We start from the raw sequence: 19264 nt of genomic DNA, 5'->3' as shown, positions 1-19264 counted from the left end.
CCATTCCCCCTCATGAAAGAAGCCGCCCGCTGGGCGGCTTCGTCGTTTCTGCCTCTCGATTTTCAATGTCTGATCTTCCCTATACCCATGAGCAGCTCAAAGCGCTCAGGGCAGCGCTTGCCCGCGGCGAACGTCGCGTCAGCTTCGGCGACCGCCTGGTCGAGTACCGCAGCGTCGATGAACTGCTGGCGGCGATCCGCGAGATCGAAGCCGCCCTCGCCGGCACCGAAGGCCAGCCACACCGCGTCCGCCGTTTGCGCGTGACCACGAACAAAGGATTCTCATGAGTTGGTGGTCCCGCCTCCGAACCTCGATGTTCGGAGGCCCGCCCGTGCACGAAGCATCAGGCTACGGCCGCCGCTCGACCGCCTGGCAACCCAGCAACCCGGGTGCCGTGGCCGCGTTGCTGGCGACCGGCGACGCCTTGCGGGTGCGCTCGCGTGACCTGGTCCGCCGCAACGCCTGGGCCAATGCTGCGGTCGAGGCGTTCGTCGCGAACGCAGTCGGCACCGGCATCAAGCCGCAATCGTTGCTGGCCGACCAGTCCCAACGCGAGAGTCTGCAATCCCTGTGGCGCGACTGGTGCGACGAGGCCGATGCCGCCGGCCTGACCGATCTGTACGGTTCGCAGGCCCTGGCCTGCCGCGCGTTGCTGGAAGGCGGTGAGTGCCTGGTCCGGCTGCGCCCGCGCCGCGCCGAGGACGGCCTGTCGGTCCCCCTGCAGTTGCAGTTGCTCGAACCCGAGCACCTGCCGATGTCGCTCAACCGGGAGGAGCCGAACGGCAACCTGGTCCGCGCCGGTATCGAGTTCGACCGGCTCGGTCGACGCGTGGCGTACCACCTGTATCTGTCGCACCCGCAGGACGGGGCGATGGCGCCGATGTCGCGGCACGGCGGGATGGAAACGTTCCGGGTGCCGGCGCCGGAAATCCTGCACATCTTCCGACCGCTGCGGCCGGGCCAGATTCGCGGCGAGCCGTGGTTGGCACGCGCGCTGGTCAAGCTTAATGAGCTGGACCAGTACGACGACGCCGAGCTGGTCCGCAAGAAGACCGCGGCGATGTTCGCCGGCTTCATCACTCGCGACGGTCCAGAAGACCCCTTGCCCGGCGACGGGCCGCCCGACGAATCGGGCAATGCACCCCTCGGTCTGGAACCGGGCACGTTGCAGATTCTGGAGGCGGGGGAGAGCGTCACCTTCTCTCAGCCAGCCGATGTGGGGTCGAGCTACGACCCGTTCCTGCGCGCCCAGTTCCGCGCCGTCGCCGCCGCCATCGGAATTACTTACGAGCAACTCACCGGCGACCTGTCGGGAGTGAACTACTCGTCTATTCGAGCCGGTCTGCTGGAATTTCGGCGCCGCTGCGAGATGGTCCAGCACGCGGTGCTGGTCTACCAGCTATGTCGGCCGATCTGGAACGCGTTCGTCGATGCGGCCGTGCTGTCGGGTGCGATCGAGCTGCCTGGCTATCGGCGGCGTAAGCGTCAGTACCGCGCCTGCAAATGGGTGCCGCAGGGCTGGAGCTGGGTCGATCCGGAGAAGGAGTTCAACGCGATGATCCTGGCCATTCGGGCCGGGCTTCTGTCGCGCTCCGAAGCCATCGCCAGTTCCGGCTACGACGCCGAGACCATCGACCGCGAGATCGCCGCCGACGCCCAACGGGCCGACGCGCTCGGCTTGGTCTTCGACACCGATCCCCGTGTCGTCGCCCGCAACGGCGTCAAGCACGCCCCACCACCGGCCGACACGCCGTCCCCCGAATCGAAGCCTACGTCATGACCGGACTGCCCCACCTGGCGGCGCGCGTGTTCAACACGCCGCTGCTCATTCAACGCGCCAAATTGGAGGTCATCCTGGGCGTGTTGGCGCCGAAGTTCGAGCTGCAAACCCTGCCGCCCCCGCAAATGGCGCCGCCGGGTCCGGCGCCGCCATCCACCCTGCCGACACAGAACGGTATTTTCGTCCTTCCGGTCCACGGCACCCTGGTGCAGCGGACGGTGGGATTGGACGCGCTATCTGGTTTGACCAGCTACCAGTCGATCGCACGCCGGCTGGACGCGGCGTTGGCCGACGAGTCGGTCCGCGGCATTGTTCTAGACATCGACAGTCCCGGGGGCGAAGCCGCGGGCGTGTTCGACCTGGCCGATCAAATCCATGCAGCGCGAACGCGCAAGCCAATCTGGGCGGTGGCCAACGACGCTGCATTCTCGGCCGCCTACGCGATCGCGAGTGCGGCCGATCGCGTGTTCCTGACGCGTACCGCCGGTGTCGGTTCGATCGGCGTGATCGCGTTGCATGTCGATCAGTCGCAATCGGATACGAACGCGGGATTGAAGTTCACCCCCATCCACGCGGGTGCGCGCAAGAACGACGGTACGCCGCATGGTCCCCTGACCGACGAAGCCCGCAACTCGATCCAGACCGAGGTCAACCGCCTCCACGAACTGTTCGTCCTGACCGTCGCCGACCAACGCGGTCTCAGCGCGGAGGCCGTACGCAAGACCGAAGCGGCGCTGTACTTCGGCCAGGATGCCATCAACGTCGGCCTGGCCGATCGCCTCGGCACGCTCAGCGATGCCGTGCAGCAGATGCACACCGAACTCGACGCCGCGATGCGTCCCTTCCCCTTGGAGACCCCCACGATGTCCACCCCCGAAGCGACGGCACCGGCCGTCGTTGATCTTGACGCTGCGCGCGCGCAAGCCCGCAACGATGCCCTCGCCATCGCCGAGCTGTGCGAGTTGGCGGGCCAGCCGCAGATGACTGCGACGCTGCTGGCCGAAGGCGTAACGCCTGCTGTCGCCCGTCAGCGTTTGCTCGCGGCAAAGGCCGACTCCGCTGAAATCACCAGCCACCTGTCGCCGAACGCACCGACGTCGACCACTGCTGCGTCGCTCGACGACAACCCGCTGATCCAAGCGGTCAAGGCGCGCGCTGCGCTCGCGCGCAAGGAGCACTGAGATGCGACTGACCACCTACCCGCCGGTCCATGAGGGCCAGAACCTGGGCGACTTGCTCAAGTTCGAGGCCGACAACCTGTACTCGCGCGACCAAGTCACCGTCGCCGCCGAGCAAGTGCTGAAGCTCGGTCATGTCGTCGGGCGCCTGACCGCGACCGGCGAGATTGCTGCGCTCGATCCCGCGGCCACCGATGGCCGAGAGGTCGCTGCCGGCGTCGCCATCGTGCCGATCACGACCACGACCGACCCGAGTCCGGACGGACTGATCGTCGCCCGACACGCGACGGTCGCCGACCACGCCCTGGTTTGGCCGATTCGATCCACCCCTGAACAGCGCGCCGCAGCCATCGCGCAGCTGCGTGGCATCGGCATCCTTCTGCGCCGCGGAGTCTGATCCATGTCGATGAATAACCCGTTCCACAACCCCGCGTTCTCGATGAGCGCACTGACCACCGCGATCAATATCCTACCGAATCAGTACGGCCGTCTGGACGAACTGAACCTGTTCCCGGTCAAGCCGGTGCGCACGCGCCAGGTCACGGTCGAGGAACGCAACGGCGTGTTGTCGCTGCTGCCCACACAGCCGGTCGGTTCGCCGGGTACGGTGGGAAAACGTGGAAAGCGCTCGCTCCGCGCATTCAATGTGCCCCACATCCCACACGATGACGTCGTTCTGCCAGAGGAAGTGGTCGGTGTGCGGTCCTTCAGCACTGAGTCTGAGCTGGAAACGGTCGCTGGCGTCATGGCTGATCATCTGCAAGCCATGCGTAACAAACATGCCATTACGTTGGAACACTTACGCATGGGCGCCCTTAAAGGCGTGATTCTTGATGCCGATGGCACCGAACTGGCGAATCTATTCAGTATCTTCGGCATTGCGCCCAAGATCTTTGACTTCCAGCTGTCTAACAAAGATACCGACGTACGTCAGAAGTGCATTGATCTCAAGCGCTATATGAGTAAGGCGCTCAAGGGCGAGCGCATGAGCGGCATTCATGTTCTCGTCTCCCCCGAATTCTTCGATGCGCTATCGGGGCACGATAAGGTCAAGGAGGCCTATCATTTGTGGCAAGAAGGCGCGGCTCTTCGTGATGATATGCGGTCGGATTTCCGTTTTGCCGGAGTTCGATTCGAGGAGTACACTGGTGAAGCCAGTGATGCAGAAGGGAATTCGCGACGCTTTATCTCCGAGGGCGAAGGACATGCGTTTCCCCTGGGTACTTTAGACACATTTGCAACCTACGTTTCGCCCGCAGATTTCAACGAGAGCGTCAATACGCTCGGTCAGCTTCTTTACAGCAAGCAGGCACCTCGCAAGTTCGACCGCGGCACGGACCTACATACGCAGTCCAATCCGCTGCCGATGTGTCATCGCCCGGCGCTGCTTCCCAAGCTGAAGGCGTAAGCCAGTGAACGCCTTCTCCACGATGGACGACGTAGTCTTCGACACGATCGCCGTCGTCGCGCAGGTTCAGCGCCGTCCTAACCCCTCGGAACGAACCCTCCTTGTCGTGCGCGACGGCGTCGAGCGTTTGGGCGAGTTCCAGCAGGTGGTCGGCCGCGCGCGTCACGTTATTGCCCGCAATCGCGAGTGGACGTTCCGACGCGGCGACGAGGTCACCCTCGACGGGCGAACCCAGCCCGTCGAAGCGCTGGTGAAGGACGACGGCCTGGTGAACGAGGCCGTCTTGCATGGCTAGCCTTGCCCCCACTTGGACGCTGTTGCAACGCGTTGCCGAGCGCCTGGCCCAGATTCGGACCGCGGATAGCTACCGCACCAACATTGGCTCGGCCGTCGTCTTGGAGCCGGCGCAGCATCCTGAGGACGCGGCGGTCGGGCTGACCCTGGCGTCGCTGGGCATCCAGCGCGATAGCAACAAGCCGCACGGTCGCCACCGCCTCCTGCAAGCCCTCGCCGAGGCCTCGATCCCGGCTTCGCTGATCGATGCCCACGCCCAATGTCATGCGATCGCGGCGGACATTGAAGACGCCTTGGAGGATTGGATTCCGCTGCCGAACGCCCTGCCGGTGCAGGTCGAGGACATCGTGTTCCTCGATCGGCCGGAAGGGCTGCCGGTGGTCGCCGTCCAAGTGGCCCTGACGATTCGCTACCGCCGCTGATGGACCTGTCGATCGATGCGGACGGTGCGCTCGACGCCGCCAAGCGGATCAGCGGCATTCCGGCCAAGGTCGCCCTGGCCCAGCGGCGTGCGTTGGGCACGCTGCGCCGCCGTTGGCCGGTGATTGCCCGTCGCGATGTCCAGACCGAGTACGCCCTTACGGCCGCGCGTATCCGCACGGGTCTGAGCGTACGAATGACCGCGAGTGGGGTGGAACTGGTCGGCGTCGCGCGCGGCGTCGGCCTGCGGAACTTCGCCTCCAAACGCAGCGCCGATGACCGCGGTCTGGATTACACCGCGGTCCGCGGCCGGCGCAGCTTCAAGCGTTCCGGCTTCCATCGCCGCCACGGCGGTGCCGAGATCGCCTTCGAACGCACCCCGATCTCGGGCCCGAAGCGCGTGCCACGCACTCCGATCCGTCGCCTGTACGGGCCGTCGCTGGCCCAGATGCTGCGCAAAGGCGACCGGCCCGAGCGCATGGGCCAAGCCGGCCTGGACGTGATCACCGCCGAGATCGACCGGCTGCTGCTGCGCTCGCTGCGGCGCTGAACCGGCGGCCGTCTGGCCGCCCCGACCCCCCTATAGAGGAGCAACGCGACCGATGGCCGCGCAGGACCTGTTTTCCTTTCAGGGCAAGGTCTTCCTTGCCCAACGCCACACCAACGGCAAGCCCGGCCCGGTGCGGTGGGTCGGCAACGCCCCCCAATTGCAGCTCGCGTTGGAGGTCCAGAACTCGGACAAGACCGAGTCCTTCAGCGGCAACCGAATGCTGTACGGCCGCCTGGTCCAGAGCAAGACCGCCAACGTCAACCTGACCCTGGACGAGGCCACCCCGGAAAACCTTGCCGAGGGCCTGTACTCCATTCCTGCGACCTTGCCAGCAGGAGCGATCAGCAACGAGCTCCTGCCGCCCGGACTGAAGGCCAACGACGTAGTCGTGCTGGACCGCGGGTGGATCAGCGAGCTGTCGTTGACCGACAGTGCCACGCCGCCGGTCACGGTTCCACCGGCGAACTGGTGGACCGAATCGGCGTCGTCGGGCCTGATTGGGCTGCGCAAAGTCGATGGCCACACGCAGCCGTTCAAGGCCACCTACCAGCACGGCGAGACGGTCAATATCGCCCTGTTCAACACCCCGCCGCCGGAGCGGATGCTGTTCCTGGACGGCATCAACACGGTCAACGGCCGCCGGGCGAAGGTGACGCTGTACCGCGTCGCGTTCAACCCCATCGAGCAGCTCGACCTGATCTCGGAGGAATGGGGCAGCCTGCAGCTATCCGGCGCTGCGCTGTTCGATGAAACCCGTGCGCTCGACCCGAACCTGGGCGGCTTCGGTCGGATCGAGATGGTGAGGGCGTAATGGCGCGCAAAATCAAACGCCCCAAGTCGCCGCCGGCCGACGACCTGATCGTTCTGCAGCCCAACCGCGTACTGCCGCTCGGCGATCGCACCGTGACCGTGCGCGAGATGGGGTTCTTCGAGAGCTTGCGGCTGCACAGCGAGATTACCGCGCTCGTCGCCGACCTAGTCGACCAAACCGACGACGGCAACGTCGACCTGGGCCGCCTGCATCGAATCTGCGCGCAGCATCCTGATGCCACGGTCGCACTGCTGGCCCAGGTTAGCGATCAATCCGTCGAGTTCGTGCATTCGCTCAGCGCCGCGCAAGGCGACTTGCTGCTTCTGACGTTCTGGGCGGTCAACGCGGATTTTTTTCTGCAGCGCGTGATCGCGGCGCTGGAGCTGCGACGCGCGACCCCGGCAGCGACTGGCCCCTAGTTCTCGCCACCCTGATCGATCACGGCCACGACTGGTCGTGGGTCGAACGCGCCACCGCGCGCCAGTTGTCCCTCTTCTATCGCGCCGCCACCGAGCGGGAGCGAAACGCGCGCGCTGATCGCATCGAAGACACGAATGCCGGCTTTAACGGCGGGCGCGATGTGGCCCGCTTTCTGAAACAACTTCGAGAGAACCCATGAAACTGATTGATAACTGGCGCTGTGCCTGGCGCTTCCTGAGCGTGCAGGCGATGTCGCTGGCGTTGGCCGTCCAGGCGACCTGGCTTTCGTTGCCCGATGACCTGCGTGCACATGTGCCGCTGTGGGTGACGGCCAGCGTGACCGCCTTCCTTCTCATCACCGGCCTGATTGGCCGCCTGTTCCAGCAGCGAGGTCCCGATGGCACGCCTCTCGGTTGAGGCGGCCGGCGGCATCAATGTCGTCGCGTTCCTCGACATGATCGCCCACGCCGAAGGCGTCGAACGCTTCAGCGAGCATGGTGGCTATGACGTGATAGTCGGGGGAGGTCGTTTCACCAGCTATGCCGAGCACCCGCGCCAGCTGGTGTGGCTGCCGAAGTACCGCATTCACTCGACGGCTGCCGGCCGCTACCAATTCTTGTGGCGCACCTGGAACAGCCTGCGTAGCCGATTGAAGTTGCCGGACTTCGGTCCGGCATCGCAGGACCGCGCGGCCATCGAACTGCTGCGTGAAAACGGCTCGCTCCCCGACATCAAGAAGGGCTGGATCAGCTCGGCCGTGCGCAAGTCGCGCAAGACCTGGGCCTCGTTGCCCGATGCCGGCTATGGCCAGCGCGAGTTGCCCCTGGAATCGCTGCTGATCGTCTACCAGCGGTCCGGCGGACACCTGGCATGATCGCGCGCCTTCAAGCGTGGGGTATCGCCCTACTTGCTGCCGGCACCGCGGTGCTGGCGGCTTTTGGATGGGGACGATGGCGAGGTGCACAACGCGCTCGTCACTCGGCTCGGGAACTGATCACCGCCAGTGAGCAGCGGGCAGCCAGCGCCGAACGCGTCGTCACACATTCCGAAACCCGATCCGAGGTCGATACCCTTGTCCTGCAATTACCTTCCGCCGAAATCGCGCCGGTGGGCGATGCTGTTACTGATTCTGCCGCCAGCCGGCTGCGCGACGAATGGTCGCGTGATTGAGGCCAGCACCTCAGGGTGTGAATGGACGCGTCCGATCTATGTCGCCGAGCAAGATGTGCTGACCGATGCAACCGCGCGGCAGATTCTGGCTAACAACGAGACCGGTCACCGGTTGTGCGGTTGGAAGCCACGCATAAAGGTCGGGGCAAAACTGGAGTGAGACGACACTTGGGAGTGGCGGATCAAGCCCGCGTCATTCGCGCGCGTATAAGGCAGGTTGCGTTGCCGAACAGCGCGATGACGATGCTCACAATCCAAAGCCAGTAGCCGATGTCTTTGGACACGATCGTGCCCGAATGACCGGCCTCGTTAATGATCATGGTGTGCCGAAACAGGAAAGCGATCGCGACGAGAAGTGAAGCTGTCGCTGAAATCGCACCGAACGCGAAATACTTCTTGCGCAGCAGAAACCATGAGAAAAGCAGCGTTGGGTTGGCGTACCACTCCCAAACACCAATGACTGGTCCGAGCCAGCCGGAGATCAGCTTTTCGTAGGATGGATTGCTGTAGGTGTAGCCATTCCCTGTCATCGTGAATGCTGGCAGTGGCAGGCACACAACGAAGGCAAGCAAACTTAAGAAAAGAAACGCATTAATCAGGCGTCGCTCGGCTCTGTCGAAGGAAGTCCCGTCCGCACTCACGCTCATTGTGTTTGATCGTCCTTGTTATCCGATTTGGGTCGAAAAGAGCATATCGGAACCTGGGCCAGCCTGATAAGACGTGATACTTCACCCGTGGCACATTTGAGCCGAGCGCAAAGCACATTTCAGTGAGCCCGACTCTGGGGATCGCTGGTAGCTTTGAGTCGATTGCTGTGGTTTAAAAGGGGGGGATTCTCAGCGAGGAACCGTGACCCGCCTCACCGTCCGCCTGCCGGCGCTCTCGGTATTCTGGGTTAGGCCTGGAGGGCTGTGGATGGAAGGATTCCGAAGGCAAATAGGTCGGGTGCTAGCGCTGGTTGCGCTATGGACGTTCGCGACCGGTGGTTGGGCGGCAGACTTCCGCTTGGAGCACCTGTATGCGTCCAGCGCCTTGCCTCCGGAGCAGGTCATTGCCGGTGCGCGCGACGACGATTTTCGCTCGGTCGGCACGACCGAACTGGTCAACCCGACGGGAGCTCCACAATGGTGGCGGGTGACCTTGCGGCGTTCGGTCGCAGATACCGAGTTGCCCCAGTTGGTGTTTACCCACCCGAGCCGCAAGACGATCGAGCTTTGGCAACCGGGTGCCTCGGTGCCGTTGCGGCGGGCCTCGCACGATTCCAATAGCCGGGGAGCTCGGTCCACGCGCTTTCATGTTTTTGGCTTAGATCCCAGTCTCCAGTCCGGGGACGTTCTGTACCTCAGGGTAACCTCAGCGACCCGGACGCCGTCCGTTCTATCGATCGTTCCGTTGGCCGAGGTCTACGAATCGGAGCTTGCCCATGTCCGCTACCGGACATCCGTGTTGGTCGCCCTGGCGTTAATCTCTGTCCTCGCCTTCGGCTACTTCATAGCGCTGAGCGAGCGCGGGTATGCCTACCTAGGCCTGACGCTGGCCGCTCAGCTGATCAAGCTGATGATTGACGGTGGGGAAATCGGGCAGTGGCCTTGGCTGGCTGAGATGGCAGCGGACCGAAGGGCCAGCATCGTCATCAGCACGGCCGCCGTGCTGACGGGAATCCGATTCATCGCCTTTTTCCTTGGCTTGCACCAGCATCAGCCGCGAATTGCACGCGCGTTGAATATCTGCAGCGCCTTGCTCGGCGGACTGCTACTGATTTCGCTGATTCAGGTCTGGCCGATTAGCGCGTACTTCGGAAACACCGTAATGCTCGCGGCTTTCAGTATCGTCGCCATTGCGGGACTCCGAGCGCTGCGGCGAAACCAACGCGAAGCATTGTATTTGCTGATCGCCTGGGCGCCGGTGATGGCTATCCTTGTCGCGGTCGTGGGCGGCTACCAGGCGTGGTGGCCGATGACCGATTGGATCGAGTCGTCCTTACCTGCGGGTCTCGCCTTTAGCGGCTTCGGCCTGTTCCTCGGATTGACCGACCGCCTTCGTCAGCTGCGAAAGGATCGCGACGCCGCACAGCAACGATGGACGTTCGATAAGCTGACGGGCGTGATCACGCGCGACGCAGTTGAAGTTATGCTGTTGGACCAGATGGAGCGTTCGGTTCGCCATCGGCAGCCACTGGCCGTGATCTTCATCGATATCGATCGATTCAAGGAGATCAATGACCGTTACGGTCACTCGGTCGGAGATGACGCCATCCGCATCGTGGCGATGCGGGCGCGAAGTTGGCTCCGTGCGGAACACCTCATAGCGCGCTACGGTGGGGACGAGATGCTGGTGGTTCTGTATGGTCAAGACCAGCTCGCAGCCGTCGAGGTTGCCGAGAATTTGCGCTTGGCGGTGACCCAGAATCCCATGTCGCTGCACGGACTCCAGGTGCCCATCACGCTCAGCATGGGCGTCGCGGATATGCGACCAGACGATACCCTGACTGATTTGCTGAATCGGGCAGATGCCGCGCTCTACCAAAGCAAGATGAATGGGCGAAGTCGAGTCACTGCCCATAGTGCCGTGGTGGACACTTACTCTGAGCCCTCTGCGGCTCGGGGATTACCGCCGGAATCTGTGAAAGGCATCAATCTCTAACGCAACGGCTCCAGAGCCCGGGTCGACGCGGGCTAGATTGGGGAGCGGCCAAAGACATATGGCCGCACTTATCCGCCAATCCATAGGGGCTTTGCCATGAAACTTCACAGAATCGCTGCGGTACTCCTTTCATTCGGCCTGTTGCTTTGCGCCGGCTGCGAAGTACCCACGCCGCCCAACCTGGTCGATGCGAGTGCGAAAGCGGCGGGTGCTCAAGCACAGCGCATTCTCGTTGAGTCCGCTGCGGCAGCCGACACCAAGGTAGGCTCGTAAGGCTGAATCCGCCTTACTGTTAGAACGTAGTCGTTTCGCTGTTCCGCTGAGGCCTGCTCAAGGCGGCAGCACTTCCTGACGCCAAGCGCGTCCATTCGTTCCCTGCCTTTCGTGCTCTGGTCGCTCACGCGACCGGAGCGCTTTCCTGCGCGCGAACTCTTGATAGCTAACCGCGATACCACGATCACGCTGCTGATCAAGGCGAACGCCGCACAACTCAATCAAGCTCTGGAGCAAGCCGGCACCCGCGCGCGCGTCTTTGGCGCCGATGCCGAGCGTGCCGGACGTCGGGCGAAGGACGGATTCGACCACTCCCGGATCAGCGTCGAAGCGATCGCCCGACAACTGAGCCAGGCGAGAACGCAGCTCGTCGCCTTCATCGGCTTGCAGCAAGCGGGCGAAGCGGTCGGCGGCTTGGTCCGCGCCGCGGACAGCTATGCCAATTTGACGGCGAAGATCAAACTCGCCACCACCTCGCAGGCCGGCTTCAACCAAGCCGAAGAAGCGGTCTTTGCGATCGCACAGCGAACCTCGACAGCGCTCGATTCGACGGCTTCGTTGTTCGGTCGTCTGAATGCCGCGCTGAAGGAACAGGGGACTTCGCAGCGCGAAGTGCTCGGGTTGACCGAGACGATAAACAAGGCCTTAGCTGTCTCGGGTGCCACGGGCGCCGAGACCGCATCGACGATCCTGCAGCTCAGCCAGGCATTCGCCTCCGGCACCCTGCGCGGCGACGAGTTCAACTCGGTCAATGATGCGGCGCCGCGCCTGATGAAGGCGTTGGCCGACAGCATGGGCGTATCGGTCGGGCAACTGCGTAAGCTCGCGGAGGCAGGCAAGCTCACCAGCGAACAATTGCGCATAGCCTTCTCCGGTGAGCAGGCGCAGAAGATCGCGGCCGAGTTCTCGCAGCTGCCGTTGACCATCGAGCGAAGCATAATCCAACTCGATAACGCCTTTACGCGGTTCATCGGGCAGCGCGATCAGGCGGTCGGCACCTCAACGGCCGTGGCGCAGTCGATCCAAGGGTTGTCTCAGAACTTCGAGGGCCTGGCCAATATCGCAGGCTTCGTCGTGGTGGCTGCGTTGGGCCGCTTGATCGCGAACTTGACCCAGGCCGGCACGGCCAAGATCAAGGCCATGCGCGAGGCCCGGCAGCTCGCACTGGAAGAGTTGTCCCAGGCGCGCGCGGCAGAGACCGCGGCCCAGGCCGAGCTGGCCCGCGCCCAAGCGCTGGCCACTGCCGGCGCCGGCACGACGCGGGCCACCGCCGCTGAGGCGGCTTTGGCCGCGGCGCAGGCTCGTACCGCAGCGGCGACCACTGCCGCCACCGGGGCCGTGGGCGCCAAGGCCCTGGCCGTCCGGGGGCTATCGTCGGTGCTGACCTTGATGGGCGGGCCGCTGGGCCTGGCAATTACCGGTATGACACTGCTCGCCAGCGCCTTCGCGACGGCCAGCCAGAACGCGAAAGCGGCCCGTGTCGAGTTCGAGGGCACCATCAAGGCGGCGCAGCGCTTCCGCGAGCAGCAGGACATCGACAGCGGCGTCGACGCGGGTAAGCGCCTAATCGCGCAGCGCGAGCAACTGCGCAAGGAGCTCGATGACCTGGAAGGCTTGCGCCGTGGCGGTGGCGGTTTTCATATCAATGAAGGCCAAAGCGCCGGTCGTCTTCTGTTCGGCGAGGATCTCGACCAGGAGATCAAACGCGTTCGGTCGCAGTTCGCTCGCACTAAGCAGGAGTTCGAGGGCGTCCGACAATCGCTCGCCGATCTTCGCAGCGCGCAAGCCAAAGGCGGCCGTACCCGGCAGCAAGTCACCCAGCAGACGACTGAGTTCACCAAGGCGCTGGGTGAGCAGAACGAAAAGCTCAAGATCGAGCGCATCGAACGTGAGAAGGGCCTGCGGGCCGCACTGGAGTACCAGGCCGTCAAAGCGGTGGGGCTTAGGGATGCGGCGCAGCTGCCCCAGGACACACGCGCGGCCATTGACGAGCAGATTCGCGAACGACAAGCGGCTCAGTCGGTCGTCGATGCGGGCAAAGCCAGGACTCGCGGCGAGCGCGAGGCGGCACGGCAGCAGAAGGCGCTCGATGCGCAACGCAAGCGGGACGCGGCCGAGCAGGCGAAGCTAAAGGCAAAGGAACAAAAGAGCGACGACACGCTCGCGCGTACGGTCCAGGATGCTGAAGTCGCCCTCCTGCGCAACCGCGGGCAAGGGGGCGCCGCGCGACGCACTGAACTCAATGAAGAGTACAAGCAGGCCCTGGCGGATCTGCGTGCGAAAGGAAACAGCGCTGACGAACTGAAGATCAAGCTGCGCATCGATACGGATGTAGCCAAGGCCGAACTCGAAGATCTCCAAAGCCAAGTGGATCGGATCTTCGGGGAACAGTCTCGTCAGGAACAGTCGATTCAAGCGCGTCAACAAGCGGGATTGCTGACCGAGATCGGCGCGCGGCGGGAACTGGTCGACCTGCACGCGCGTACCGCGGCAGAAATCGAACAGTTGCTTCCAGCAATGGACGCGCTGGCCGCCAAGACCAGCGCGCCGGAATCGATAGACCGGGTCAAGGATCTCGCCGCGCAGGTCGCTGCGCTCAAAGTCCAATCGAACGAACTGGTCGTTACGTTGACCAATGGGTTCGAGAGCGGTTTGACGAACGCACTGGAAGGCCTGGCGACGGGCACGCTCACGCTGCGTCAAGCCTTGACCGGCTTGGTGCAGGATATGGCGCGCTCGTTGGCGCAACTGGCGGCGCAGCAGCTCGCGGCGATGGCGACCGCTAAGCTGATGTCGGTCATTGGCAGAATCGCGGGCGGCGGTAAGACGCCCGATATCGCCCAGCCGGATCCGGTCCAGGCAGCCGCGGCGGGTGCCGCCTATGCCACGCCGATCACTGGTGCCTCGCTGGCGCTGGGCGTGGCCGGTGGTGTTGTGCTGAAGGCCGCTGCGGCCATGCAGGTCGCTGCGACGACGATGATCGCCGCAAATGCGACCAAGAGCGCCAGCGGGTTTTTCGCGGCCGGCGGGTTTACCGGCATCGGCCCCAAATACGCACCTGCCGGCGTGGTCCACCGCGGCGAGTTCGTTCATCGGCGCGAGGTCGTGCGGCAGCCGGGCGCGCGATCATTTCTGGAACGCTTCAACCGTGTCGGTATGGCAGCGCTGGACGGGTTGCGTGGCTACGCGTCCGGCGGGTTCGTTACCCCGGCTCCCCGCACACCCGCACCAACGCGTGGCCCAATCACCGGTCGCTCGGCGGCATCATCCGAAGGCGAGCGTCGCAACTCGCAAATCACCAACGTCCTGTATCTGGACCCGCGGGAAATCGTCAACGTGATGAGCACCCAGGCCGGACGGCAAGTGATCTTGTCCACGATTCGGGCCAATGCCCCCACCGTCCGCGAGGACCTGGGTTGATCGTCCCAACGTGCGCGAACGCGAGTCGTCAGTATCCCGGTCGGCGGATCGTTCCCCCCCGGCACTATCCGCCCTGCACGCCCCGGCCTCATCCGGGGCGTGCTTTTGTTCGTCTCTAGTCTTTGGGACCTGATGCGCATCAGGTCGGAGGATGTAGCGGATTCATATATTTCAAGAATGTCCCTGATGCGGCGCTACAGGGTTGTTCCGCTAAGCATGGAGATTCATGATGAGGGGTGGCTGCCATTCTGCGGTGGCCGCACTTCCCCTAGTGAAAAACAGGACGTATTTCATGAAGAAAATGAATGTTCTGGCCGCGACCCTGCTTGTCGCTTTCCTGGTGGTTCCGCCCGCCGCTCAGGCTGCCGATCCGGTCATGGCCATCGTGAACAAAGCCGCCGACAAATGCATCGATAGGAGTTTGGATATCCCTCAAGACCCTAACGCAGTGCGCGCACAGCTATGGTCATGTGGCGGAAATCGGCCCTACACCACGCCCACCAACCAAATTATTACCTTTGAATGGGTAGGGCGATTTGGTGGAGGTCCTTGGGAAACCTATCGACTCCACTCTGGCACCTCACTGTCTGGGTCGTGTTTGAGCGTTTAGAACAACTCCCTGCTCAACGCGGCGACGCTCTCCTTTAGCCCGTGCGTTCCTGGCGATAGAAGTCAGATGTGGATGCGCGCAGCTGAGAACAAGGATCTAGTAACAACCGCCAAATGGATCAACCTCAACAGTGGCAAATGCATTGATGCCAGCAGCCCTTACAATGGGTGAGACTTCAGCAGTATGACTGCGCGCGCGATAGCTGGGGGCCGCAGGACTTCCAGGCGTACTACACGACATCACCTTTCTAGTCCGCCGCAAGTCGCAAAGCCGACTTGAGGAGCAGCGTGCGACCCTGATGAACGACCGTCATGACGCAGCAAACCCGGGATGGGTTAGCAGCTTCATTGCCATCAACGTGCCCGGCTCTGGCCGGGCACGTTATTTGGCCCCGCGCGAGATCGTCAATGTCATGAGTACGCAAGCCGGCAAGCAAGTCATCTTGTCCACAATCCGGGCTAATGCACCGACCGTTCGTCAGGACTTGGGCTAGCGGTCGCACCAACTGCGACGGTCGATCCCGATACTGCGTCCGGCGGGTTTGATCCCCCCTGTTCTCTACCGCTATGCGCGCCCGGCTCCCCCGCCGGGCGTGCTTTTTAATTGTTGGGGGGATGGGGCGAGCCGCTAGGTGCAACTTGATATTGCTGAGACGTTGTCAACATCGATATCGCACTGCAGTGCATATGGCGTGTCTGTATCCCCTTCCGCAACAGGAACGCAGTACACCAACTGTAGGTAGTTCGGCATTGATTGGACAAACCGTAGGCGCCCGCCCAACTGTGTCACCACCCGTCTGCTGGCGTGATTTTCACTGGCGACTGCGCAGATGAAATGCTGGGGGCGCAGTCGCTGGGATGCCCATGCATGAAGGCACCTAGCGGCCTCGCTTCCGTAGCCGTGCCTTTGAGCATCTTCACGTATCCACAGTCCCAGCTCAGGGGTCGGCGTAGTTGCGGCGTACAAACCGGCCATTCCCAAGAAGCGCTTATCCTCGGCGCTGCGAATGGTAAATGTCCAATCGGCACCCTGGGTGTTCGAGATCAACCATTTGCGCCATAGGGCCGTGAAGATGCGACGTGACGTGGGTGATTCCCACTCAAGGAAGCGGGTGAGCGTCCGCGTCAGGCATTGGAACGCCTCGTCTGCATCTCGGTAGCTGAGCGGACGCAATGCGAGCCGCTTGGAGGGGATGCACGGATTGGAATTCACCCCAACGAGTTCCCCGGCAGATGGGCGCAGCCTCGCATCCCAGGAGGTCTGAAACCTGGCTCTGCGCTGAGTCAGCGTCAGGCTTTAAGCCTTCATGTTGATGTATAGTACATCTATTGATATGCTATTTCCATCTAAATAGCCCGTTCGCTGGACTTTGCGCCGGAAGCTCCTGTAATGACATCTTCTCGACGTGCTCGCGTAACGACTGGAGCGCGTGGCGCCCGACACAGTGCGCCCGTGGAACCGGATCGCATCATCTTTATCGCGTCCGCACAGGGCGACAGTAGCGCTGGCGAGTCGGTGAGCGTGGTTGTGGTGTGTTGGCCTACGGTGCCACAAGCCTGGATCGGAATCGGCCACAGCTTGCGGACTATGCTGGTAGAGCGGGGAAAGACGATGCCCGGCGTCCCGTTGCCAGAACGCGCGTCTTGGCTTCGCGATTGCGCGCCACAACTTGCGGCCCCTTTTCAGCGGACGGCCTTGGCAGAGGAAACCTCCGTGGCGGCTCTGCTATCCCGCACGCCGATGCGCGTTGCAATCGCGGTGACGGGTATCGACTCGAATCGGGTCGCAATGACGAAGTTTCACGGCACTCCTCTTGAAGCGTGCTTGACGACGTTCGATCACGAAGCCCGGCTCGCTTCGCAGCGTGACTTCAGGCTCGCCATCAGTACTTCGCAACCGAATTCGATCCAAGCCGAGTACCGCGATGCGCTTAAGGTTGCGCGTGACCGACTGCCAGGTTCGATTCTATTGCGGGATCTCAAACTGGACTTCTGGCCTAGCGGTACGGAACCTCTACCGTTGGAGCTGGCGAAAGTGGTCGCCGCCTCGGCGCTTCGTCATTTCCAGTCAGGAGGTGATGCCGATTCGGTATTTGATGCCGCGAAGGCCAAGTTCGCAAACGATCCGTTCCCGCGTGGATGGGGAAAGAGTCGATTACGGCGTTCCGTCCGATCAGGCTAGTGGTAGCGTTCGAACTCGTCTAGGAATTTCGACGCTCGAACGATCAAGGCTCATTGCGATCTGCATCAGGCTAAACGAGGTAACGTTATGACGTCTGGATTGGAGCTCGACGAATTCGACGGATGTGTATGGTTTTGTTTTGCGAACTGCAGGATATTCGTCAACGTCTCGACATCGTTCCGCTCGGCATTCGGGATGAGGAGGCCTACCGGGACAAGGTGAGGGCATATGTGCAGCTGTTCGAAGATCGTGTGAGTGCGATCGAAGAGGGGCGGCCGGGTCACGAGCTGTAGGGAGTATTCAGGGACGTGGCTATGCCTTGCGCTTGAACGGTAAGTGATGATCCCCGCTGGGAGCGGAAGGGCCGTACGGACAAGTATCGCGCTCAGCAGAGCGGTCAGAACACCGAGTCAGGCCCGCCGCGGTTGGCCTCAGTCGGCCAGCAGTGTGCACAGAGCCAGGTGTCTGTAGCCGAATTTAGAATCACGGCGAAGACCACGGGAAGGAATGCTGCGGTTGGGCCGCCGATCTGTACCCGGCGGCCACCCATTAAGGAAATCAGCAAGCCCGCGACGATGGCGGTGCGCGGTCCGTTAGGGGCCTGGGGCGTTTCCCCGCTGCGCTATCCCTACTCTGGCGAAGGGGACTTGAGTCTCACCCCGCGGCCAGAGCCATAGCTAGGGGTATTTTCACCGATCAACTCAACGCCTGCGGCGTCCAGGGCGTTGATGATCTTGGTCAGGGTGTCGACCACACCGCGAACATTGCCCGGACTCGCTTCCATACGTTGAATAGTGGGCAGCGATACGCCTGCCTTCTCGGCAAGCGTCTTTTGGTCCATGCCTGCCAAAGCGCGGGCAGCACGAAGTTGGCTCGCCGTAATCAATGTAGCGACTCCGCAGGCAAGACGATCGGATGTGAGGCGGCAGAAACGGTGGGGCAGGCAGTCATCGTGGTCATCGGTGGGGGGGCAGGGCGGCAAATCATCGCCAATTGCATGCGATCCGGCACCCTCGCTAGGGGGCTTGTCATTTTTGCAGCATCTATCTTGATGTGCAAAACATCTATTGATATCCTTTACACATCTAGTCTGATCATGGCCGAGCTTCGGGCGGGCGGTCTAAGTGCGCGTCCACTTGGCGCATGACACATCGATTCAGGAGGTTTCCACATGACTGCGCCACTGCCCCAATTGTCCACCTTGACCTTTGTCGGTATCCAGCTCAACGCCGCAGTGGAGATCGAACTCCGGGGCAACCTGTCGTTCCTGGAGGTCTATCGAGCAATCCAGCAAGGAACCTTGCTGCGGGAAATCGATCGTGTTGCGCCGGGCGCGTACGATTTCAGCGCATACCCGCAGGACAGCGAGCAGTGCGCGGCCTTGCATGAGGCGCTACGACAAGCCGCGAGTGGTGTTGAGGGGCTCGAGCGACGCAAGCTTGGACTGATTTCCTCCGGCATCCATTTGGTACTGGCCCTGATCCTGGAAGCGATCAAGCAGTGCTATTGGCTTGCTCCCCGCGTGAACCTACAGAACGCACCCTCTGCGTGAAGTCGTGGCCAGTACGAGGTAACTATGCCGTTGGAACCCGATCTCGAGTTGGCCGCGTTGCCCTGGCCTGTCCTGGCATTTGTTGAGGACTATTTGGCAAACGATGATCGCTCCAGCGACGCGGAGTTGGCCGCTCATTTCATGGCCAATGGCTTGACGCGGGCGCAGGCGATTCGCGCGCTGAGGTTCCGTCGTGCCTATCAGGATGCATTCTTCCTGACCCACGAGACGCCTATCCGCTGCGGGGCCCGCCCACATCAAGCCTAACGTGATCGTCTAGTCCTGCTAGCGCGAAGGCTTTGTCCAGTGCCCACTGGTGCCCCATTTCCCTGGAGTCGAAGATGATTGTGAAAGACAGTAATGGTACGCCGCTGGTAGATGGCGACTCGGTTTTGGTGATCAAGGATCTCAAGGTCAAGGGCACCTCGGTCACGCTCAAACGCGGCACGCTGTGCAAGAACATCCGCCTGACCGACGACGAGGAACTCATCGAGTGCAATGTTGAAAAGGTCAAAGGCCTAGTGCTGCGCACCGAATTTCTGAAGAAGGCTTAG

At 62.6% G+C, this 19264-nt stretch carries 22 protein-coding genes and 1 pseudogene; 20 read left to right on the top strand and 3 right to left on the bottom strand.

What is annotated here, in order from left to right; all coding sequences use genetic code 11:
• The first annotated feature begins 65 nt into the window (after positions 1–65).
• The 13 genes from AC6CH2_RS07565 to AC6CH2_RS07505 all read left to right on the top strand — a co-directional run bounded on the left by AC6CH2_RS07565 (position 66) and on the right by AC6CH2_RS07505 (position 8031).
• A complete protein-coding gene (locus AC6CH2_RS07565) occupies positions 66–287 on the top strand; it encodes a phage head-tail joining protein (RefSeq protein ID WP_498268693.1) in 222 nt (73 codons plus the stop codon).
• Positions 284–1780: a phage portal protein gene (locus AC6CH2_RS07560; protein WP_498268692.1), complete on the top strand. Its 1497-nt coding sequence runs from the start codon at positions 284–286 to the stop codon at positions 1778–1780. The genes AC6CH2_RS07565 and AC6CH2_RS07560 overlap by 4 nt, the downstream gene beginning before the upstream one ends.
• Positions 1777–2961: a S49 family peptidase gene (locus AC6CH2_RS07555; RefSeq protein WP_498268691.1), complete on the top strand. Its 1185-nt coding sequence runs from the start codon at positions 1777–1779 to the stop codon at positions 2959–2961. Before AC6CH2_RS07560 ends, AC6CH2_RS07555 begins: the two co-directional genes overlap by 4 nt.
• Before the next feature lies 1 nt (position 2962).
• Positions 2963–3355 carry a head decoration protein gene (locus AC6CH2_RS07550; protein WP_498268690.1) on the top strand — a complete coding sequence of 131 codons (393 nt, stop codon included), beginning with the start codon at positions 2963–2965 and terminating at the stop codon, positions 3353–3355.
• 3 nt (positions 3356–3358) lie between these two features.
• Positions 3359–4366, top strand: coding sequence for a major capsid protein (locus tag AC6CH2_RS07545; protein ID WP_498268689.1), 1008 nt, complete (start codon positions 3359–3361; stop codon positions 4364–4366).
• 4 nt (positions 4367–4370) lie between these two features.
• On the top strand, positions 4371–4661 hold the full coding sequence (locus tag AC6CH2_RS07540) for a hypothetical protein (protein WP_498268688.1): 291 nt from the start codon (positions 4371–4373) through the stop codon (positions 4659–4661).
• On the top strand, positions 4654–5082 hold the full coding sequence (locus tag AC6CH2_RS07535; RefSeq protein ID WP_498268687.1) for a hypothetical protein: 429 nt from the start codon (positions 4654–4656) through the stop codon (positions 5080–5082). The genes AC6CH2_RS07540 and AC6CH2_RS07535 overlap by 8 nt, the downstream gene beginning before the upstream one ends.
• Positions 5082–5630 carry a hypothetical protein gene (locus tag AC6CH2_RS07530; protein WP_498268686.1) on the top strand — a complete coding sequence of 183 codons (549 nt, stop codon included), beginning with the start codon at positions 5082–5084 and terminating at the stop codon, positions 5628–5630. Before AC6CH2_RS07535 ends, AC6CH2_RS07530 begins: the two co-directional genes overlap by 1 nt.
• Positions 5631–5682: 52 nt before the next feature.
• Positions 5683–6441, top strand: a complete 759-nt coding sequence (locus AC6CH2_RS07525; RefSeq protein ID WP_498268685.1) for a phage tail tube protein — start codon at positions 5683–5685, stop codon at positions 6439–6441.
• Positions 6441–6860: a DUF6631 family protein gene (locus AC6CH2_RS07520; protein ID WP_498268684.1), complete on the top strand. Its 420-nt coding sequence runs from the start codon at positions 6441–6443 to the stop codon at positions 6858–6860. The genes AC6CH2_RS07525 and AC6CH2_RS07520 overlap by 1 nt, the downstream gene beginning before the upstream one ends.
• 196 nt (positions 6861–7056) lie before the next feature.
• On the top strand, positions 7057–7278 hold the full coding sequence (locus AC6CH2_RS07515) for a DUF7940 domain-containing protein (protein ID WP_498268683.1): 222 nt from the start codon (positions 7057–7059) through the stop codon (positions 7276–7278).
• On the top strand, positions 7259–7735 hold the full coding sequence (locus AC6CH2_RS07510; protein ID WP_498268682.1) for a glycoside hydrolase family 24 protein: 477 nt from the start codon (positions 7259–7261) through the stop codon (positions 7733–7735). Before AC6CH2_RS07515 ends, AC6CH2_RS07510 begins: the two co-directional genes overlap by 20 nt.
• Positions 7732–8031, top strand: a complete 300-nt coding sequence (locus AC6CH2_RS07505; RefSeq protein WP_498268681.1) for a hypothetical protein — start codon at positions 7732–7734, stop codon at positions 8029–8031. Before AC6CH2_RS07510 ends, AC6CH2_RS07505 begins: the two co-directional genes overlap by 4 nt.
• Positions 8032–8213: 182 nt before the next feature.
• Here AC6CH2_RS07505 and AC6CH2_RS07500 read toward each other — a convergent pair whose 3' ends face one another.
• Positions 8214–8678 (bottom strand): hypothetical protein, encoded by a 465-nt coding sequence (locus AC6CH2_RS07500; protein WP_498268680.1) that lies wholly within the window; start codon positions 8676–8678, stop codon positions 8214–8216.
• 202 nt (positions 8679–8880) lie between these two features.
• On the opposite strand from AC6CH2_RS07500, the gene AC6CH2_RS07495 reads away from it, so the two are divergent.
• The 3 genes from AC6CH2_RS07495 (at position 8881) to AC6CH2_RS07485 (ending at position 14977) form a co-directional block, all read left to right on the top strand.
• Positions 8881–10674 (top strand): sensor domain-containing diguanylate cyclase, encoded by a 1794-nt coding sequence (locus AC6CH2_RS07495; RefSeq protein WP_498268679.1) that lies wholly within the window; start codon positions 8881–8883, stop codon positions 10672–10674.
• 384 nt (positions 10675–11058) lie between these two features.
• Complete coding sequence (locus AC6CH2_RS07490) at positions 11059–14367, top strand: tape measure protein (RefSeq protein ID WP_498268678.1); 3309 nt, start codon at positions 11059–11061, stop codon at positions 14365–14367.
• 292 nt (positions 14368–14659) lie between these two features.
• Positions 14660–14977: a DNA-directed RNA polymerase subunit beta family protein gene (locus tag AC6CH2_RS07485; RefSeq protein WP_498268677.1), complete on the top strand. Its 318-nt coding sequence runs from the start codon at positions 14660–14662 to the stop codon at positions 14975–14977.
• Positions 14978–15604: 627 nt separating this feature from the next.
• Here AC6CH2_RS07485 and AC6CH2_RS07480 read toward each other — a convergent pair.
• Complete coding sequence (locus tag AC6CH2_RS07480) at positions 15605–16189, bottom strand: GNAT family N-acetyltransferase (protein WP_498268676.1); 585 nt, start codon at positions 16187–16189, stop codon at positions 15605–15607.
• Positions 16190–16690: 501 nt separating this feature from the next.
• Here AC6CH2_RS07480 and AC6CH2_RS07475 point away from each other — a divergent pair.
• Positions 16691–17158 carry a hypothetical protein gene (locus AC6CH2_RS07475; protein WP_498268675.1) on the top strand — a complete coding sequence of 156 codons (468 nt, stop codon included), beginning with the start codon at positions 16691–16693 and terminating at the stop codon, positions 17156–17158.
• A 628-nt stretch (positions 17159–17786) separates the two neighbouring features.
• Here the strand turns inward: AC6CH2_RS07475 and AC6CH2_RS07470 are convergent.
• On the bottom strand, positions 17787–18044 hold the full coding sequence (locus tag AC6CH2_RS07470) for a helix-turn-helix domain-containing protein (protein WP_498268674.1): 258 nt from the start codon (positions 18042–18044) through the stop codon (positions 17787–17789).
• 285 nt (positions 18045–18329) lie between these two features.
• Between AC6CH2_RS07470 and AC6CH2_RS07465 the strand changes: the two genes are divergently transcribed.
• The 3 genes and pseudogenes from AC6CH2_RS07465 to AC6CH2_RS07455 form a co-directional block, all read left to right on the top strand.
• Positions 18330–18710: a hypothetical protein gene (locus AC6CH2_RS07465; RefSeq protein ID WP_498268673.1), complete on the top strand. Its 381-nt coding sequence runs from the start codon at positions 18330–18332 to the stop codon at positions 18708–18710.
• Positions 18711–18734: 24 nt separating this feature from the next.
• On the top strand, positions 18735–18977 hold the full coding sequence (locus AC6CH2_RS07460) for a hypothetical protein (protein ID WP_498268672.1): 243 nt from the start codon (positions 18735–18737) through the stop codon (positions 18975–18977).
• Between the two features lie 77 nt (positions 18978–19054).
• Positions 19055–19264 (top strand): annotated as a pseudogene (locus AC6CH2_RS07455) (alkylphosphonate utilization protein); the annotation flags it as partial.

It is taken from the genome of Lysobacter sp. GQ73, assembly GCF_059758755.1.
This window is presented reverse-complemented; position numbering and strand designations above follow the sequence as displayed.

Coding starts and splice junctions, on each gene's coding strand:
- AC6CH2_RS07565 (WP_498268693.1), top strand. CDS start 66: ATGTCTGATCTTCCCTATACCCATGAGCAGCTCAAAGCGCTCAGGGCA.
- AC6CH2_RS07560 (WP_498268692.1), top strand. CDS start 284: ATGAGTTGGTGGTCCCGCCTCCGAACCTCGATGTTCGGAGGCCCGCCC.
- AC6CH2_RS07555 (WP_498268691.1), top strand. CDS start 1,777: ATGACCGGACTGCCCCACCTGGCGGCGCGCGTGTTCAACACGCCGCTG.
- AC6CH2_RS07550 (WP_498268690.1), top strand. CDS start 2,963: ATGCGACTGACCACCTACCCGCCGGTCCATGAGGGCCAGAACCTGGGC.
- AC6CH2_RS07545 (WP_498268689.1), top strand. CDS start 3,359: ATGTCGATGAATAACCCGTTCCACAACCCCGCGTTCTCGATGAGCGCA.
- AC6CH2_RS07535 (WP_498268687.1), top strand. CDS start 4,654: ATGGCTAGCCTTGCCCCCACTTGGACGCTGTTGCAACGCGTTGCCGAG.
- AC6CH2_RS07530 (WP_498268686.1), top strand. CDS start 5,082: ATGGACCTGTCGATCGATGCGGACGGTGCGCTCGACGCCGCCAAGCGG.
- AC6CH2_RS07525 (WP_498268685.1), top strand. CDS start 5,683: ATGGCCGCGCAGGACCTGTTTTCCTTTCAGGGCAAGGTCTTCCTTGCC.
- AC6CH2_RS07520 (WP_498268684.1), top strand. CDS start 6,441: ATGGCGCGCAAAATCAAACGCCCCAAGTCGCCGCCGGCCGACGACCTG.
- AC6CH2_RS07515 (WP_498268683.1), top strand. CDS start 7,057: ATGAAACTGATTGATAACTGGCGCTGTGCCTGGCGCTTCCTGAGCGTG.
- AC6CH2_RS07510 (WP_498268682.1), top strand. CDS start 7,259: ATGGCACGCCTCTCGGTTGAGGCGGCCGGCGGCATCAATGTCGTCGCG.
- AC6CH2_RS07505 (WP_498268681.1), top strand. CDS start 7,732: ATGATCGCGCGCCTTCAAGCGTGGGGTATCGCCCTACTTGCTGCCGGC.
- AC6CH2_RS07500 (WP_498268680.1), bottom strand. CDS start 8,678: ATGAGCGTGAGTGCGGACGGGACTTCCTTCGACAGAGCCGAGCGACGC.
- AC6CH2_RS07485 (WP_498268677.1), top strand. CDS start 14,660: ATGAAGAAAATGAATGTTCTGGCCGCGACCCTGCTTGTCGCTTTCCTG.
- AC6CH2_RS07465 (WP_498268673.1), top strand. CDS start 18,330: ATGACTGCGCCACTGCCCCAATTGTCCACCTTGACCTTTGTCGGTATC.
- AC6CH2_RS07460 (WP_498268672.1), top strand. CDS start 18,735: ATGCCGTTGGAACCCGATCTCGAGTTGGCCGCGTTGCCCTGGCCTGTC.